Below are 12,902 nucleotides of genomic sequence, written 5' to 3' on the forward strand. Positions count from 1 at the left end.
GTCTCCAATCAGTGCCCGGCCGGAGCCTTGGCGGTGGGAAGGGTTTTCTTGCCCTTGCGCAGGCGCTCCAACGCGCCGGCAATGCCGGTGGGCGAGAACACGATCACGGTGATCAGGGCGATGCCGAAAATGGCCATCCAGTGGTTGGCGAAGTCGCCCAGGATGTCCTTGGCCAGGAAATACACCACGGCCCCCAGCGCCGGGCCCCACAAGGCCTTGTAGCCCCCGACCACGACCATCATCAGCGCCACACCCGACAGGCTCCAGTGCAGGTTTTCCGGCGAGACAAAGCCGGTGTTCAAGGCCGACAGCAAGCCGGCCAATCCGGTCACGGTGGCCGACAGGGCATAGACCGCGGCGCGCGGCAGCAGCGTCTGGATGCCGATGAAGCGGGCACGCTCCTCGTTGTCGCGCACGGCTTCGGTGATGCTGCCAAAGCGGCTGCGCAGCAGCAAGGTCAGAAGCAGCATCACAAGCACCAGCGTGGTCCAGCACAGCAGGAAGATGCTGGCCGGCTTGAGCAACTGGGATTGCGCCACGCCAAACAGGGTGGCCGGCCACTCGATGTTCATGCCGTCGGCGCCGCCGGTCAGGCCGCGTGAACGCGAGGCCGTGAGGTAGAACATCTGGCCGATGGCCAGCGTCAGCATGCCAAAGGCCACGCCCGGCACACGCACGATCACCAGGCCCATGAGAAAGGCCATCAGGGCCATGCCCGCCAGGGTGAGCACGATGGCGGCTTCGGCCGGCATGAGCTTCAGCTGCAGGATGATGCCCACGGCATAGCCGGAGAAACCAAAAAACAGCGCATGGCCGAAACTAACCATGCCGTTTTGCCGCAGCAGCAGGCCGACCCCGATGGCAAACACGGCGTAGATGATGGCTTGCGTCAGCAGCGACAAGACCGTGCTGGAGCTGACGCCACCCGCCACGGCGGCACCCAGGGCCAGCGCCCCGACGGTGCCCAGGCTGATTCGTTGAATCGACATGTGAATTTCTCCTTCAATCAAGTGCGGCTGCCGGCAAACCCGGCGGGTTTCCAGATCAGGATGGCGACCATCAGCACAAAAGGCAGCAGCGCCGCGACGTCCGGCAGATACACCGCCCCGAGCGCCTGGATCATCCCCAGCACCATCGCCGCGATGAAGGCGCCGGCCAGCGAGCCCAGGCCGCCGACCACCACCACCACGAATGAATCGATGATCACGTCGCTGCTCATGGACGGCGACAGCGACAAAAACGGCGCGGCCACCACACCGGCGAGACCGGCCAGCGCGGTGCCCAAGCCGACCACGCCGGCGCTGAGCGCGTCGGTGTTGACGCCCTGCATGGCGGTGGTGGTGGGGTCAGTGCTGGCAGCGCGCACGAACAGGCCGACCTTGGAGTAGCGCAGCCACAGGCTCAGGCCCAGCGCCACCAGCGCGCCGACGCCGATCACGGCGATGCGGTAGGCCGGCACGGCCGTGCCCAGCAGATCGACCGAGGTGTTGAGCGCCGCCGGTGCGACCATCGACAGATTGCTCTTGCCCCAGACGGTCTGCACAAAGTCTTCAATCACCAGCAGCAAACCAAACGTGACCAGCACCACGCTCAAGGGGTCGCGGTCCTGCAGCAGGCGAAAACCGTAGCGGTCCAGCAGCACGCCCAGCAGCGCCATGATGGCCGGCGCGGCCACCAGCGCGACCCAGAAGTTGCTGTGGCTGGCAATCGAATAGCCGAGGTAGGCGCCCAGCATGTAGAGCGAGCCGTGGGCGAAATTCACCACGCGGCGCAGGCCGTAAATCAAGGCCAGGCCGGAGCACATCACGATCAGCAAGGCGCCGTAGACCAGGCCGTTGAACAGGTTGATGGTTAACACTTTGTTGTCTCCTCGTTTTGATAGGGATGGCTCACGTCACGGCCTGCGCCAGTGCTGGCAAGACCGATTCCGTCGCCCCAAAAGCGGTCCAGCCGCCGTCCACCGGCAGCACCGCGCCGGTGATGTAACTGGCCCGGGGCGAGGCCAGAAAAACAATCGCTTCAGCTATCTCGGCCGGCTCCGCCATCCGGCCCAGTGGCGTGCGGTGGGCGATGCCCTTGGCGTCAATGGCCGCTTGGCGTTCGAGTTCCGCCACCATCGCCGTGCGCACATAGCCCGGCGCCACGGCGTTGACGCGAATGCCCGCACGCGCCCATTCGCTGGCCATGGCGCGCGTCATGCCCAGCACGCCGGCCTTGGCCGCGCTGTAGGCATTGCGCGAAGGCAAGCCGATGCTGCTAGCAATCGAGCCCAGGTTGACGATGGCGCCGCGCGCTTGGCCCGGCTTCGCTTGCGCCTGCAGCATGACGTGGGCGACCGCCTGGCTCATCAGGAAGGTGCCGCGCAGATGCACAGCCAGCACGCGGTCGAAGGCCGCGACGTTTTGCGCCACCGTGGGGCCGGTCTGGTCGCCGATGCCGGCGTTGTTGACCAGGGCATCAATCCGTCCAAATCGGGCCAGCACCGCCGCGACGGCGGCCTGCACGCTGGCCTCGGAGCTCACGTCACAAGCCACGCCGAGGTGCTGCGCGCCCAGCTCGGTGGCGCGGGCCTGGGCGGCAGCGCCACGCAAGTCCAGCAGCGCCACGCAATACCCGTCCGCAACGAGTCGCTGCGCGGTCGCCCAGCCGATGCCATCAGCAGCACCGGTGACGATGGCGACCGCTTCATTCTGTTGTTGCATGCTTGTTTTCTCCATGTGGTTTAAAGCGGACGGACCATGACAGTCCGGCTTCAAGAGTGCTGAATTTTGAAGGGCCGGTCAGCGAAATCCAGCAACGATTCGGGCCGAAAACAGGACATTTCATGCACGCCTTCCTTGGTGTTTTCCCTAGGCCGACGCCTGCGCCCGTGCCACGGCGTGGCGTGCCGCCAGGTAGCCAAAGACCAGGCCCGGACCAATCGTGATGCCGGGGCCGGTGTAGACCCCGCCCATGATCGAGTGCATGTCGTTGCCGACCGCGTACAGACCAGCAATCGGCCGTTCGCCAGCGCCCAGCACGCGGGCGTCGGCATCGGTGGCGAGCCCGGTGGAGGCGCCAATGTCGCCGGGGTACAAACGCACCGCGTAGAACGGCGCTTGCGTCAATGCGCCGAGGGTGGGGTTCTTGCCGGGCCAGGCGGCGTCGCCGATGTTCTGCTGGTAAGCCGTCACGCCACGTTGAAAATCCGGGTCCACGCCGGTCTGGGCGTAGGCGTTGATCTTCTGGACGCTGGTCTGCAAACCTGTGGCATCCATGCCCAGCTTGCGCGCCAGTTCGGCCAGCGTGTACGCTTCGGTCAGGTAGCCGTCGGCCAGGAAGGGTGCCAAGCCTTTTCCACCCGGTTTGGCGCCCGGGCGCACCATGCCGAGGCCGTATTTGCGCAGGGCCTCGGCATCGCAGATCAGGTAGGCGGGAACGGCGGGTTTCGTCGTGGTCGCGGCTGTGCTCTGGTTGGACTGCTGCATGCCGAGCGCAAACAGGTGGTAGGACGTGCTTTCATTCACGAAACGCTCGCCCGCCTGATTCACCGTCAGCATGCCGGGCTTGGCGCGGTCCATCACGAAGTGCGGAAACACCGCCTGACTGCCATCCGCGCGCTTACGCAGTGAGACAGGCGCCCAAAAAGCGTGGGTGTCACCGCCGGTGCCGTAATGCGCACCGAGGCCACGCGCCAGATCATGCGCATCCCCCGTGTGGCCGGGCGCCGCCGGACACCAGCACGGGTCCACGCCCGGCAGCATGGCCTGACGCAAGGCCGGGTGCCGGTTGAAACCGCCGCTGGCCAGGATGACGCCGCCGCTGACCCGCACCGTGCGGCGTTGGCCGTGTTGCAGCAGCGTGACCGATTCCACATCGTCCGCGCTACGCCCGATCTTGGCCAGCGAGGTGTTCAACAACAAGGAGACCTTGCCGCGCTGGGACAGCGAATACAGCAAACGCCCCACAAGCGCATTGCCCATCACCAGGCGCGTGCCGCGCGGGTAGCGCAAGCGGTCAGCGGCGTGACGCAGAATGATCTTGACCGCGTGTTGGAGCGACGCCAGCGACTTCGTCATGCCCAGCAGGTGGTTGATGTCGGTACGGTCGATCATCATGCCGCCCAGCACGGTGAACTCTGGGATGGGCGGGCGAATCAGCTTGAACAAGTCACCCAGCAAGCGGCCGTCGAACGGCAGCGGCTCCAGCGCGCGGCCGGCCAGGGTGGAGCCACCCAGATCGGAGATGTAGTCCGGGTGCTTGGCGTAGGGGCGGTATTGGACCTGCGAATTCGCCTCGATGTGTTTCACCGCCTGCGGCCCGTGGTCCAGAAAAGCCTGGCGCAGCGCCGCCGGCGTGCGCTCGCCCACGGCGTTGTTCAGGTAACGCGCGGCTTCATTCAGCGTGTCGCTCGGGTTCACCGTGGCGGCGTGGTGCGTGCCCGGCACCCAGGTGGTGCCGGCCGACCAGGCGGTGGTGCCGCCCACGTAGCCGGTGTGCTCGACCAGCAACACGCTGGCGCCGTCGATAGCGGCAAACAGCGCCGCCGACAGGCCGGCACCGCCGGCACCAATGACGACCACGTCATAGCGCGCGGACTCAGGCAGGGCCGTGAGATCAGTCAGGACCGGCATCTCAGGCCCCCAGCAGAAAGTCAACCATCAGGTCGCGCACGCGGCCAAACATGTGGGCGCCGGTCATGGTGCCGCAGCCCCTGGCGCGCGCCGCGGCAATCAGCGGCGTGATGGCCGGCGCGGTGATCACGCACGCCACAAACATGTTGGCGCTGATCTGCGCCACGTCCAGCGGATAGGGATCTGACTCTTTCATGCCCACCGGCGTGGCGTTGATGACGAGATCGAAGCCGCTCGGGTCGGCCGTGCCATGCGCCACCGGACATTGGTTCAGGCCGGCCAGGCGGTTGACCAGCGTGCTGCGGCGGATCGTGTCCTCGTCGTGGATCGCCAGTGCGCTCACGCCCGCCATCACCAGCGCATGGGCAATGGCCGAGCCGGCGCCGCCGGCGCCCACCAGCAAAGCCTTTTTGCCTTCGGGCGGGCAGCCGTTGTCACGCAGGGCCGCCACAAAACCCAGGCCGTCAAACATGTCGCCGTGCCAGCTGCCATCCGGGTTGCGGCGCATGGTGTTGACGGTGTGCAGGAACGCGGCGCGGTCCGAGGTGGTGGCGCACAGCTCAAAGCAGGCGAACTTGTGCGGCACGGTGACGATGATGCCGTCCACGTTTTTCGCCAGCGACACGCCCGCCACCCAGGCCGCCAGATCCTGAGGCGCCACATGGGCCGGCATGACGTAGGCGTTGTGCCCGCGCTCGTGGTAGGCCAGGGTGACATCCGCGGGTGATTTGACCTGGGCAATCGGGTCGCCCACGATGAAGTGGACGCGTGTGGCGCCGCTTAAAAGTTGTGACATGGCTGTTTAATCCGTGAGGTGTTGGACATGAGAGTTTCTCGAAAGAGGCCGCATCTTACATAAAAGTGGAATACTATTCAACTATTGAATTAAATTCTGTTTTGCAATAAAATTCAATCCATCAAATGGAGTAACCCGTCATGAATGGCGTACTGGAACGAACCTTGGGCATCCTGGAGCTGTTGGCACAGCACGGGCACGGCCTGGAACTGGCGGCGATTGCCGACCAGCTCAACATCCCGCGCAGCGGCGCGCACCGCCTGCTGACCGACCTGGTGCGCTGCGGCTATGTGCGCCAGGCGCGTGACCACGGCGACTACGTGCTCACCACCAAACTGGTGGCCATGGGCCTGAGCTACCTCAGCAACACCGGCATCGTGGACATCGCCCAGCCGCTGCTCGACCGCCTGGCCGAGGTCTCGGGCGAACTGGTGCGCCTGTCGGTCATCGACGGCGACCGCCTGACCTGGGTGGCGCGGGCCCAAGGCGCGCGCCAGGGCCTGCGCTACGACCCCGACATGGGCAGCGACGCGCGCCTGAGCTGCTCCGCCTCGGGCCACGCCTGGATGCTGGCGCTGCCGGACGAAGCGGCTTTGGCGCTGGTCGCCCAGCAGGGCATTGGCCAGTCGAGTGAGTACGGCCCGAACGCGCCGGCCACGCTGCAGGCCGTCATGGACTGCGTACACGAGGCGCGTGCGCAAGGCTATAGCCTGACGCAGGAGACCTTCACGGCCGGGCTGAACGCCATGGGCGCGCCGGTGCGCCTGAACGGGCAGCCGCCCCTGGGCGTGATCACCATCGCCGGCCCGACGGTGCGCTTTACCGAAGAAAAAATGCGCGCCCTGGCGCCTGAATTGCTGTCGACGGCCGCGCAACTGGCGGCTGCCAGCGGGGCCTCGCCCTTCTTCAACAAGCGCCTGCCCGCCGTGGGCCGGCAAGCACTGGCGCAGCCGATTTACGCCTTATGAAAGTGCTTGATCTGCTCGTGATTGGCTCCGGCGCGGGGGGCCTGTCGGCCGCCGTGACCGCAGCCCACCTCGGGCAGACGGTGTTGGTGGTGGAGAAAGACCCGTGCTTTGGTGGCACCACCGCCTGGTCCGGCGGCTGGATGTGGATTCCGCGCAACCCGCTGGCCAGCGAGGCCGGCATCCAGGAATCCATTGAGAAACCGCTCTCGTATTTGAAACATGAACTGGGCGCGCAGTTTGACGAGGCCCGCGCCCGCGCGTTTCTGAACAACGGCCCGCGCATGGTCGAGTTCTTCCGCAGCAAGACGGCGCTGCAGTTCACCGACGGCAACAGCATTCCCGACTTTCACGGCCGCACGCCCGATGCGTCCACCGGCGGGCGCTCGCTCTGCGCCGCACCGTTTGACGGGCGCCGGCTGGGCCGCCACATCGAGCGACTCAAACCGCCGCTGCCGGAGACCACCTTGTGGGGCATGGGCATTGCCTCGGGCGCGGAGCTGAAGCATTTTCTGAACGCCATGCGCTCGCCCACCTCGTTTTGGCAGGTAACGAAATTGGTGCTGCGCCACTTCCGCGATGTGCTCGTGCACCGGCGCGGCATGCGCCTGGTCAACGGCAATGCGCTGGTGGCCGGGCTGGCCGCGTCGGCTTTGGAAGCCGGTGTGGAAATTCGCACCGGCAGCCCGGCGCGGCGGCTGTTGACCGAGCAGGGCCGCGTGGTCGGCGCAGTCATCGGCGGCCCGGACGGCGACGTGGAAATCCGCGCCCGTTGCGGCGTGGTGCTGGCCTGTGGCGGCTTTCCATTCGATACGGAGCGCAAAAAAGAATTGCTGCCGCACGCCCCGACCGGCCAGGAACACTGGTCGGCCGCCTCGCGCGGCAACAGCGGCGACGGTCTGCGCCTGGGTGAAGCGGCCGGTGGCGTGGTGGCGCGCGATCTGGTGCAGGCGGCGGCGCTGGCGCCGGTGTCCCTAGTGCCGCAGGCGGATGGCAGTTTGGCGCATTTTCCGCATTTGATCGAACGGGGCAAACCAGGGCTGATCGCTGTCACCCGAGCGGGTCGACGCTTTACCAACGAAGCGGATTCCTATTACGACTTCATGCGGAATCTGCTGGTCGTCACGCCGGCGGGTCAACCGGTGCAGGCCTGGCTGGTGTGCGACCACCGCTTTATCCGCCGCTATGGTCTGGGCGCGGCCAAGCCGGCGCCGATGCCGCTGGGCCGAATGCTTAAAAACGGCTATCTAAAGCGCGGTCACAGCCTGAGTGAACTGGCCCGGGCCTGCGGCATCGACGCCGCGACCCTGCAGCAAACCGTGTTGCGCTACAACCTGCAGGCGCTCAAGGGCCGGGACGATGACTTTGCCAAGGGCGAAACGCCATACAACCGCATGCAGGGCGACGCCACTGTGGCTCACGCCAACCCCTGCATGGCGCCGATCGAACGCGGCCCGTTCTACGCAGTGCGCGTGGTGCCCGGCAGCCTGGGCACTTTTGCCGGACTCCAGGTCAACGCCAGCGCCCAGGTGCTGGACGCCCGGGGCCTGCCGATTGCCGGCCTGTACGCCGGCGGCAACGACATGAACAGCCTGATGGGCGGCCACTACCCCAGCGGCGGCATCACGCTAGGCCCGGCCATGACCTTCGGCTACATCGCCGCGCACCATGCGGCGGGCGTCGAAATCACCAGAAATTTATAAGAAATTGGCCTCTAGCCCCCGTGAAATAAGCGCATATAGCTCTCATTTGAATAGCAAACCAGAAGGAACCCTGATGTATTACGAACTCGCTACCATGACCCTGCCTTTTGGCACAGCCGGCCAAGCCGCCACCAACGTGCAGGCCTACGCTGCTGAACCGCAAGCCCAAGGCGAACTACTGGGCTGCTGGTTCACCGACATCGGCACGCTCAATCAGATGATTGTGCTGCGCGGTTTTGCCGATCTGACCAGCCTGCAGGCCGAACGCGAGCGCACCCAGCAGAGCGCCAATCCTTTCGGCTGCGGCGACGTGTTCCAGAGCCTGGAGCAGCACAGCTACAAGGGCTTCCCGTGGATGAAGCCGGTGCGCCCCAGCGCTGAATCAGGCGTCCAGGGCCCGGTGTACGAGATCCGCACCTACGGCATCAAGGTCGGTGGCGTGCAGCCCACCATCGACCTGTGGCAACAGTACGTGCCGCCACGCGAAGCCCTGTCGCCCTGCGTTGTCGCCATGGTCGCGCTGGACGGCCCGCTGCGCTTCACCAACATCTGGTCCTACCCGACACTGGACGCGAGGTCCAAGGCCCGCGCCGACGCCGTGGCCCAAGGCATCTGGCCCCCCAAAGGCGGCCCGGCGTTTCTCACCACCGCCATGAGCTCGACCATTGCCATGCCCACGGCCGTGTCACCGTTGAAGTAAACCGCAACCTGTCATTGCGCGCAAAGCGCGGCAATCCATGACCCCTGGATCGCCACCTCGCTGCGCTCCTCGCGATGACGGTTCAGGGTTCGTGCGCAGTTCCGAAGCGGAACTGGCATCTCAAAAGGAATCACCATGCGCATCTACTCTCTTGCCTATCTCACCTCCAACACGCTGACGCCCCCGCAAGCCGTGCGTCTCGCGGGCGAACTGGGCTATGCCTTTGTCGGCCTGCGCCTGCTGCCCAATGCGCCGGGCGCGCCGCAGCAGTTCCTGATCGGCCAGCCCGAGGTGCTGCGCGAGACCGTGGCGGCGCAAAACGACACCGGCGTCGGCGTGTTTGATCTGGAGATCATCCGCATTGCCGAAGGCTTCGATGCGCGCAGCTACCTGCCGCTGCTGGAAGCCGGTGCCGCGCTGAAAGCCAAAGCCGTGCTGGTGGCCGGTGACGACACCGACGAGGCCCGCCTCAGCGAGAACTACGCACGTCTGTGCGAACTGATGCAAGCCTACGGCCTGAGCGCCGACCTCGAATTCATGCCCTGGACCGCCGTGCCCGATGCCAAGGCCGCACTGCGCGTGATCAACGCCGCCGGCCGTCCGGGCAACGCCGGCATTCTGGTGGACGCGCTGCATGTGGCGCGCTCCGGCACGACGCTGGGCGACATCCGCGCCATCCCGCGCGCGCTGCTGCACTACGCGCAGATCTGCGACGCGCCCACCAGCGCCCCGCCGCCCAAAGGCATCGGCCGCACCTTCACGGTCGAAGAAATGATCCATACCGCGCGCTGCGAACGGCTGCTGCCGGGCGAAGGCGGCATCGAGCTCTCAGACCTGTTTGCCGCCCTGCCACAGGACCTGCCTGTGAGTGTGGAAGTACCGCATGAAAAGCGGCTGGCAGAACTCGGCCCAACCGAATGGGCACGCCAGGCGCTGGCCGCAAGCCGTGCGCTGCTGGAGCCGCAAGGCTGAGTCACCCCGCCTGACGCCTCTGGAGTTCACCGTGCCAAACCGTCCTGACCCGATCTCCCGCCTGCCCTTCTTCTTTGGTGCGCGCTGGTTCAGCAGCGCGTGATGCGGGTTCGCCCTGTGTCCGCGCCGGATGGGGCCGCCTGCCCCATCACCTTTGAATCAAAGCTGGAGAAACACCATGGACTTTTCCCTGAACGACGAACAAAAAATGATGATAGCCACCGTACGTCGCTTCATCGCCGAAGAACTCAAACCGCTGGAAGACGAGATTGAAAACCAGGGTTTCCTGGCGCCTGAAAAAGCCCAGGCCATCCACGACAAGTCAAAGGAACTGGGCCTGTACGCCCTCAACATCTCCGAAGAATTAGGCGGCGGCGGTCTGTCCAACCTGGACCGCATCCTGTGCGAGGAGCAGTTCGGCCACACCACCGACATCCTGATCCGCCGCGCCTTTGGCAACATCTACGAGCCGCTGCTGGTGTGCCAGGGCGAGCAGGTGAACCGCTGGCTGAAACCCACGGTCGCCGGCGAGCGCACCTGCGCCATTGCCATCACCGAATCGGGCGCCGGCTCGGACGCGGCCGGCATCAAGACCCACGCCAAAAAAACCCAAATCAACGGGAAGGACGGCTGGGTGCTCAACGGCAGCAAGCACTTCATCAGCGATGGCGAGTGGAGCGATTTTTTCTTGGTCTCGGCCAAGACGGGTGAGAAAGAAATCTCCATGTTCATGGTGGACAAGGGCTTGCCCGGCTTTGTCGTCGGCAAGGACCAGAAGATGATGGGCATTCGCGGCACGCCGCATCTGGAACTGTTCTTCGACAACGTGGCACTGGAACCGATCGCCTTGCTGGGCGGCGAGGGCCAGGGCTTCAAGCTGGCCATGGGCGCGCTCAACGTGGTGCGCCTGGCGCAGGTGGGCGCGCGCGCCGTCGGCAAGGCCAGCCATGTGCTGGAACTGATGGTGGATTACGCCAAGGAGCGCCAGCAGTTTGGCCAGAAGATCGGCGACTTCCAGCTGGTGCAGCAGATGCTGGCGGACAGCGCCATCGAGATCAACGCCGCCCGCTGGATGGTCTACCACGCCGCCTGGATGCTGGACCAGGGCTTTGACGCGCGCGAGCAAATCGCCATGGTCAAGGTGCATGCCGCCGAAACGCTGGGCCGCGTGGTGGACCGCGCGGTGCAGATCTTTGGCGGCATGGGCTTTTGCAAGGAACTGCCGATCGAGCGCTATTACCGCGACGCGCGCATCTACCGCATCTTCGACGGCACCAGCGAAATCCACCGCACCGTGATCGCCCGCAGCGTCATGAAAAAAGGCGCGGTCTTGTTTGACGTGAACCGCTGAGGAGCACACGATGAGCAACAACAAATTTATGAGCGCGGCGCAGGCGGCCGAACTGATTCGCGATGGCGACACCGTGGGACTGATGGGCGGCGGCGGCGGCCTGATGGAAGCCACTTGCCTGTTCGAAGCCGTGCAGGCGCGCTTTCTGACCACCCAACAACCACGCCATCTGACCCTGGTCCACGCCTTGGGCATTGGTGACAAGAAGACCAAGGGCATGAACTGCTTTGCCCACGAAGGTCTGGTCCGCAAAGTGATTGGCGGCCACTGGGTCTGGTCGCCCGCGATGCAGCGCCTGGCCGAGGAAGAAAAAATCGAGGCCTACATCCTGCCCGGTGGCGTCTCCAGCCAGCTGATGCGCGAGATCGGCGCCGGCCGTCCCGGCTTGTTCACCCACGTCGGCTTGGGCACGGTGTGCGACCCGCGTCAGGGGGGCGGCCGCATGAACGCCTCGGCCCAGGACGACTTGGCCGAGGTGGTGCAGATGGACGGACGCGAGTACCTGCGCTACAAACCCTTTCCCATCCATGTGGCGCTGGTGCGCGCCAGCAGCGCGGATGAAGACGGCAACATCAGCTTCGAGCACGAGGCGGCGAATCTGGACGCCCAGTCGCTCGCACTGGCGGCGCGCAACAGTGGCGGCAAGGTGATCGTGCAGGTCAAGCAACGCCTGCCGCATGGCGCCCTGAAAGCGCGCGAGGTGCGCATTCCGGCCGCCTGGGTGGACGCCATCGTGGTCGACCCCGAGCAGAAAGCCAGTTACGACATCCCCTTTGATGCGGCCTTGAGCGGCGAGCTGACGGGCGCAGCGCGCCTTGACGGCGAGCGCGCCGACCACGCGGCCGAAGTGGCTGCGGCACAAGAGGCCTTCAGCGAACGCCAGGCCGTGGCCCGCCGCGCGGCGGTTGAACTGTTCAACACCGACAAGGTCCGCCCGGTCGTCAACTACGGTGTGGGCGTGCCCGATGCCGTGGCCAAACTGATTGCCGCCCGCGGCGAGCAGCACCGCATCTACCAGACGATTGAGCACGGTACTTACGGCGGCACGCTGCTGGACGGCGTGCTGTTCGGCTACGCCCGCAACGCCTCCGCCATGCTGGACGCCGCCACGCAGTTCGACTTTTACGCCGGTGGCGGCCTCGACATTGCCTTTCTGGGCTTTGGCGAGTTTGACGAACAGGGCAGCGTCAACGTCTCGCGCCTGGGTGGCTTAACGGTAGGCCCGGGCGGCTTCATCGACATCGCGCAAAACGCGCGCAAGGTCGTTTTCTGCGGCACGTTCGCAGCCAAGGGCGTGAAGCTGCAGACCGGCGAAGGCCAGATGCGCGTGCTGGCCCAAGGCAGTGTGAAGAAGCTGGTCAAAGCCGTGGACCAGATCACATTCAGCGGCCCGCAAAGCCTGGTGCGCGGGCAGACCGTGCTGTACCTGACCGAGCGCGCCAGCTTTCGCCTCACCTCTGAAGGCATCGAGCTGTACGAGATCGCCCCCGGCATCGACCTGCAGCGCGACGTGCTGGACCAGATGGACTTTGCACCGCGCGTGGCGGCTGATGTTTCCGTCATGCCGACGCGGCACTTCACGGCCAGCGAACGCTAAGGGATAAAACTGGGCATTCACAGAACGCATATGGCTGGTTCCAACCAACCCCGAGCGCTCGGTCACGTTGGCTACGTCTACTACTACTCTGCAGCGTTACCTGCCGGTCGCGGTAGATGCTTTAATGGGCGGTCTCGGCCAAAACCTGTTTCCCGCATATAACGGCTTTGTGACCATCCGAACCTGATTTCAGAAGGTAAAAAAA

General features: G+C 65.4%; 11 protein-coding genes. 6 read left to right on the plus strand and 5 right to left on the minus strand.

Features of this window, described 5'->3' with window-relative positions; genetic code table 11:
* Positions 1-8: 8 nt before the first annotated feature.
* From C5P05_RS20155 to C5P05_RS20175, 5 genes are all read right to left on the minus strand, one after another.
* Positions 9-989 (minus strand): branched-chain amino acid ABC transporter permease, encoded by a 981-nt coding sequence (locus C5P05_RS20155; RefSeq protein ID WP_114971684.1) that lies wholly within the window; start codon positions 987-989, stop codon positions 9-11.
* Between the two features lie 17 nt (positions 990-1,006).
* Entirely contained in the window at positions 1,007-1,858 is an 852-nt protein-coding gene (locus C5P05_RS20160) for a branched-chain amino acid ABC transporter permease (protein ID WP_114971623.1), read from the minus strand.
* 31 nt (positions 1,859-1,889) lie between these two features.
* Positions 1,890-2,702, minus strand: a complete 813-nt coding sequence (locus tag C5P05_RS20165; RefSeq protein ID WP_232834591.1) for an SDR family NAD(P)-dependent oxidoreductase — start codon at positions 2,700-2,702, stop codon at positions 1,890-1,892.
* A 147-nt stretch (positions 2,703-2,849) separates the two neighbouring features.
* Positions 2,850-4,613, minus strand: a complete 1,764-nt coding sequence (locus C5P05_RS20170) for an FAD-dependent oxidoreductase (protein ID WP_114971625.1) — start codon at positions 4,611-4,613, stop codon at positions 2,850-2,852.
* 1 nt (position 4,614) lies between these two features.
* Positions 4,615-5,409 (minus strand): shikimate dehydrogenase family protein, encoded by a 795-nt coding sequence (locus C5P05_RS20175; protein WP_114971626.1) that lies wholly within the window; start codon positions 5,407-5,409, stop codon positions 4,615-4,617.
* Positions 5,410-5,549: 140 nt separating this feature from the next.
* On the opposite strand from C5P05_RS20175, the gene C5P05_RS20180 reads away from it, so the two are divergent.
* The 6 genes from C5P05_RS20180 (at position 5,550) to C5P05_RS20205 (ending at position 12,697) form a co-directional block, all read left to right on the plus strand.
* Positions 5,550-6,377, plus strand: a complete 828-nt coding sequence (locus C5P05_RS20180) for an IclR family transcriptional regulator (RefSeq protein WP_114971627.1) — start codon at positions 5,550-5,552, stop codon at positions 6,375-6,377.
* Positions 6,374-8,077 (plus strand): FAD-dependent oxidoreductase, encoded by a 1,704-nt coding sequence (locus tag C5P05_RS20185; protein WP_114971628.1) that lies wholly within the window; start codon positions 6,374-6,376, stop codon positions 8,075-8,077. The genes C5P05_RS20180 and C5P05_RS20185 overlap by 4 nt, the downstream gene beginning before the upstream one ends.
* Before the next feature lie 73 nt (positions 8,078-8,150).
* Positions 8,151-8,777: an NIPSNAP family protein gene (locus C5P05_RS20190; protein ID WP_114971629.1), complete on the plus strand. Its 627-nt coding sequence runs from the start codon at positions 8,151-8,153 to the stop codon at positions 8,775-8,777.
* Between the two features lie 135 nt (positions 8,778-8,912).
* Complete coding sequence (locus C5P05_RS20195; protein WP_114971630.1) at positions 8,913-9,749, plus strand: sugar phosphate isomerase/epimerase family protein; 837 nt, start codon at positions 8,913-8,915, stop codon at positions 9,747-9,749.
* Between the two features lie 178 nt (positions 9,750-9,927).
* A complete protein-coding gene (locus C5P05_RS20200; RefSeq protein WP_114971631.1) occupies positions 9,928-11,100 on the plus strand; it encodes an acyl-CoA dehydrogenase family protein in 1,173 nt (390 codons plus the stop codon).
* A gap of 10 nt (positions 11,101-11,110) precedes the next feature.
* Positions 11,111-12,697, plus strand: a complete 1,587-nt coding sequence (locus C5P05_RS20205) for an acyl CoA:acetate/3-ketoacid CoA transferase (RefSeq protein ID WP_114971632.1) — start codon at positions 11,111-11,113, stop codon at positions 12,695-12,697.
* Positions 12,698-12,902 lie beyond the last annotated feature (205 nt).

Origin of the sequence: Rhodoferax ferrireducens, assembly GCF_003347515.1 — a bacterium.
Classification (GTDB): domain Bacteria; phylum Pseudomonadota; class Gammaproteobacteria; order Burkholderiales; family Burkholderiaceae_C; genus Rhodoferax.

Excerpts from the sequence above, each read along its gene's own strand:
- C5P05_RS20180 (WP_114971627.1), top strand. The coding sequence starts at position 5,550 with ATGAATGGCGTACTGGAACGAACCTTGGGCATCCTGGAGCTGTTGGCA.
- C5P05_RS20165 (WP_232834591.1), bottom strand. The coding sequence starts at position 2,702 with ATGCAACAACAGAATGAAGCGGTCGCCATCGTCACCGGTGCTGCTGAT.
- C5P05_RS20170 (WP_114971625.1), bottom strand. The coding sequence starts at position 4,613 with ATGCCGGTCCTGACTGATCTCACGGCCCTGCCTGAGTCCGCGCGCTAT.
- C5P05_RS20200 (WP_114971631.1), top strand. The coding sequence starts at position 9,928 with ATGGACTTTTCCCTGAACGACGAACAAAAAATGATGATAGCCACCGTA.
- C5P05_RS20195 (WP_114971630.1), top strand. The coding sequence starts at position 8,913 with ATGCGCATCTACTCTCTTGCCTATCTCACCTCCAACACGCTGACGCCC.
- C5P05_RS20175 (WP_114971626.1), bottom strand. The coding sequence starts at position 5,409 with ATGTCACAACTTTTAAGCGGCGCCACACGCGTCCACTTCATCGTGGGC.
- C5P05_RS20155 (WP_114971684.1), bottom strand. The coding sequence starts at position 989 with ATGTCGATTCAACGAATCAGCCTGGGCACCGTCGGGGCGCTGGCCCTG.
- C5P05_RS20185 (WP_114971628.1), top strand. The coding sequence starts at position 6,374 with ATGAAAGTGCTTGATCTGCTCGTGATTGGCTCCGGCGCGGGGGGCCTG.
- C5P05_RS20205 (WP_114971632.1), top strand. The coding sequence starts at position 11,111 with ATGAGCAACAACAAATTTATGAGCGCGGCGCAGGCGGCCGAACTGATT.
- C5P05_RS20190 (WP_114971629.1), top strand. The coding sequence starts at position 8,151 with ATGTATTACGAACTCGCTACCATGACCCTGCCTTTTGGCACAGCCGGC.